The sequence below is a fragment of the Planctomycetia bacterium genome (genome assembly GCA_034440135.1).
In the GTDB taxonomy this organism is placed as follows: domain Bacteria; phylum Planctomycetota; class Planctomycetia; order Pirellulales; family JALHLM01; genus JALHLM01.
Genome location: JAWXBP010000087.1, coordinates 1 through 3,709, shown reverse-complemented (window position 1 = coordinate 3,709; position 3,709 = coordinate 1). Strand labels below are relative to the sequence as shown.

The 3,709-nt window shown below is 57.8% G+C and carries 3 protein-coding genes and 1 tRNA gene; 1 reads left to right on the top strand and 3 read right to left on the bottom strand.

All coding sequences use genetic code 11. The annotated features are described in order from the left end of the window. On the bottom strand, window positions 1–672 hold a 672-nt coding region (locus SGJ19_05105), incomplete at its 3' end, for a hypothetical protein (protein MDZ4779610.1). 73 nt (window positions 673–745) lie between these two features. On the opposite strand from SGJ19_05105, the gene SGJ19_05100 reads away from it, so the two are divergent. Then, window positions 746–1,855, top strand: coding sequence for a hypothetical protein (locus SGJ19_05100; GenBank protein ID MDZ4779609.1), 1,110 nt, complete (start codon window positions 746–748; stop codon window positions 1,853–1,855). A gap of 271 nt (window positions 1,856–2,126) precedes the next feature. Here the strand turns inward: SGJ19_05100 and SGJ19_05095 are convergent, their stop codons facing one another. Together SGJ19_05095 and SGJ19_05090 are read right to left on the bottom strand one after the other, a co-directional pair. Next, window positions 2,127–3,503 carry a tyrosine-type recombinase/integrase gene (locus SGJ19_05095; GenBank protein MDZ4779608.1) on the bottom strand — a complete coding sequence of 459 codons (1,377 nt, stop codon included), beginning with the start codon at window positions 3,501–3,503 and terminating at the stop codon, window positions 2,127–2,129. Between the two features lie 101 nt (window positions 3,504–3,604). Then, window positions 3,605–3,678: transfer RNA gene (locus SGJ19_05090), tRNA-Arg, on the bottom strand. Window positions 3,679–3,709 lie beyond the last annotated feature (31 nt).

Genomic DNA, 3,709 nt, shown 5'->3' with positions numbered 1-3,709 from the left:
GGCTGGAATCTCGAAGTCCCTCTTGTCTTTGTGGCATTCCACATACTCCATCGCCAAGCCATCGTCGAAATAGTGTGCGACAAACGTGCGGGTCGCCTGATTTCCGAAGCGAAACGGCTCCTGTTGCCTAGCTGGCGCCGCCTCCGAGTCGCCGGTCAAGCCACGGACGGCAGGCCCGCTGCGGCCGGTCAAGGCGTCCAGAACGATCTGCATTTGTCGGCACTGTGTAAGATGTGTGGTCTCCCCAGTGCTGACGTTGATCAACGAGAACGTGACATTTCCCCCGGGCAGGCGCATCGGGGCGATCGAGATCGAGAGAGGGCTCCCCTTGTACGCGTGCTGCGTGATACCCTCAATGTGGTCCTGCAACTCGGCGGGGTGGCCCTTTTCCCGTTTCTTGTTCAATTGGTTTTTGACCAGCGACCATGCCTGTTCAAAGTCGTCGCCGAGCAGTGAATCCGCCTCCTCCAAATGCACTGGGATGCAGGTTGGACGCTCCAATATACGAATGCGATAGCAGAGCAGCAGTTCCGCCAGTAGCTTCCAGTTTGCTTTGCCTGTCAGCACAGAGCTGGTCTTTCCGGGCACATGCACCTGCAGGTCCCGCAGCCGCAACTCGGCCGCGTCATCCTCGAAAACGCACTTCAGTTGAACCTTGTCGTCGCGAGTCACGATGTGTCCCCAACCCGAATCCCAAGCAAAATCGTCTCTTCGGCGGGTACTTGCTAGCCCAATTCTTAGATTCGTGGAGGAATTCCGTTGTCATAACGGCAATCTGGCAAAGAAATTACGGCTATCCACAAGAATCCACTGTGTGGGCGCAGCGAAGATAGATCGTCGACTGTTTCATCTTCAATCAAAGGAGATGAAACTCATGACAAGCACTGATCAAAAAACCACCCGTCTGATCCACCTCGTGCAGCAACTGAGGGAGCAACGCCGGCTCACTGTTCACCAGACGGCCGAAGCAATCGGCGTTCCGCGAAGCAGCTTTGCTCGGCACCTCGACAAGGGGACGATTCCGTTGAAATATCATGCACCCGTGATTCGCTGGATCGCCCAGCAGCTTGGCGTCCAAGAATCTCAGGTCACGAGTGTTCTCGGCGATGAGACGAGTCAGGCGGCACCTGTTGTCCTCAACGAATTGCTGCACGGCGAGTTCCTGCGGTTGAACGACAGCGTGCCGCGCGACATCGCCAAGCGCCTCACGACCCGCTGGTCATCGGCACAGGTGTCGATCTTTTGCCCCGCTGTCCCGCCGCTGTTCCTCCTTCCCGCTTCGATCCGCCGATCGATGCTCCGCCTCAGTCCCAACCGCTTCACCGCGAGTATCGTCGAACGAATCCGAAGGCTGCACTCGTCGATCGCCAATCGTATCTGGCTGTTCGCGGAGAGCCTTCCGCAGCGATGGGAACTGATCCTCTCGCACCGGGCGATGTCGAATCTGCTTCAGAATACGGGCACCGCCATTCCAGAGTCGCAAATACGTGAGCTTGCGGAAATCTGGCAGCACGACCTTCACGAGGAACGCGGCCTGCAGATTCGCATCATGCCCGACAGCCCCGACGCTCAAGCCGTTGAACGACACTTCGGCGACGCTGCGGCTGTGGTGCTGGTCGACGGCACGTTCCGCTGGAAGGAGTCTGCCGACCATCAGCAAGTGACAGTAGTTGAAGCCACCCACGACCAGTCGCTGCTCACCTGGGATCGCCAGGTCATCGACGTTGCCAGAACGTTGGCGACGGAACTGTCGCCAGCGTCACCTGAGTCGATTGAACAAGCGCTGCGCGTTCGCTTGAACGACAGCGAGATTCGACGCGAGATCGACGCCAGGCACCGGCGGCGGGCGGCATGACGTCGAGCTGGTGCGAAAGAGGGCGCGCCGGTGACCGACAAACTGGACGTGAGAAATGCATCGAAATTACTGCCGCAATTGATTCGCGCTCTTTACGATTGATCGTTGGGAGTAGATTCGATGTTCCTGACCGAAGCCGAGGCTGCCCACACACTGAGAATCGATCGGCGGACGCTGCGCCGCCTGATCGAATCCGGACGTTTGCGGGCGTTAAACGTCGGCACTGGTCGACGTCGACACTATCGGATCGCCGAGGCCGACCTGAGTGAAGTCAGTTCAGCGCAACCGCCGCCGCAGGCCGCCCACACTCACCGTTTTGTCCGGCACCGGGCGGCAGCGAACGCTGCTTCGCTGCTGCCGGCGGCTTAATCAGTCCCGCTCGGTTCCACAGCTTCCGGTTGATGGCGAGTGCAACCCGTTTCATCCGCCTCCAAGTAATCCGCTCATGGTCGTAGGCGCCCGGGATACTTCGATCCTGGTGGCCCATCATCAAGTTGACTGCATCCGGATCGCGCGACGCCTTGGCGTACGTCTTGGCGGCGTGACGGAGTGCATACGGCTTTAGACCGGCCGGCAGCTCAGTAATCTTGATCAATCGTCGCACCGTGATGCTCACCGCGTTTTCAACCTTTACGCCGACAACTTTGCGGCACTTCACGCCATCGACTTCCACTTCCTGTGTCCGGAGTGATTCGCGGTACATCAAGTTGCCCTGTTCTGAAATGAAAACCGGTGCGTCCTCACCATCCTTCGCAATTGCTGCGGCGACCCGCTTGAGCTTTTGAACATTTCGCAACGCCAGACGCGTTTTCTTCCAGATGTACGCCCGTCGCTCGACGCCGGTTTTCGGTCGCGGAAAGATCAACCGGCCTCGTTCTAAATCAAGATGCCTCCACTTCAGCCGACCGATGTCAGCCGGACCCAAGCCCGCATTGATCATGAGCAGGATGATCGCTTTGAAACTTGGCGTTGCGCGGGCCAATAACATTTTAATCTCTTTGCCGGTGGGCAGTCGATCCGAGTAATCGGGCTTCCCCGCCCGCATCCGCGCTTGACGTAATGACGCTCGATCGATCGGCGGACTCCGCCAGGCGGCACCGGTCGGAACGAACGCATACCAACCATTCTTCTGCCCGAAGTTGAGCATTGCGGTGATGTCGGTGCGGACGCGACGCCTCGCGCAATTCCCCAGCTTGCGTGCCCGAGTGAGATGTTCCATGTACCGTGCAAAGTGTTCTGGCCGAAGCACCGATACCTGCACGTCCGTACCAATGAAGCCAGCAAATTTGGTCAATTCGCGGAGGTAACTGTCCAAGGTTCTAAGGGACAATTCGTGAGCGTCGACTCGATTCTTTACTTCCTGCAGATAACGTCTTACCAAGTCGCCAAGCGTAAGAGACCCAGTATCGTAGACAATGCTTCGGGCAAGATGATCGGTCCCGGCCTCGATGCCGGGAAGACGTGCGAAATAGCCTTGTGCGGGGTCATACAGCGCAACTTTGCCTGTTGGATCCTTGGCGATCGCGCCAAAGTAGTACGTTCTCGATCGCTGTTGACGCGAATCCCAGATGTGAGCGCACCACTGGCCATTGCGGTGCCGTGAAAGCGGAAACCAGGGTGAATTTGCAAGGCGGTTTTTGATCGCCATTCGCCATATTCCTCAGTCGTCATCCCCAGACGACTGAGGATTCTGACAAGTTGAGGGGCGAAGGCGGTCTCGTAACCGCAGATTTCTCACACACTTAGGAATGCACCCGGCAGGACTCGAACCTGCAACCCTCGGTTCCGAAGACCGATGCTCTATCCAATTGAGCTACGAATGCGACTTTGCATGTTTTATCGATCAGCGGGTGG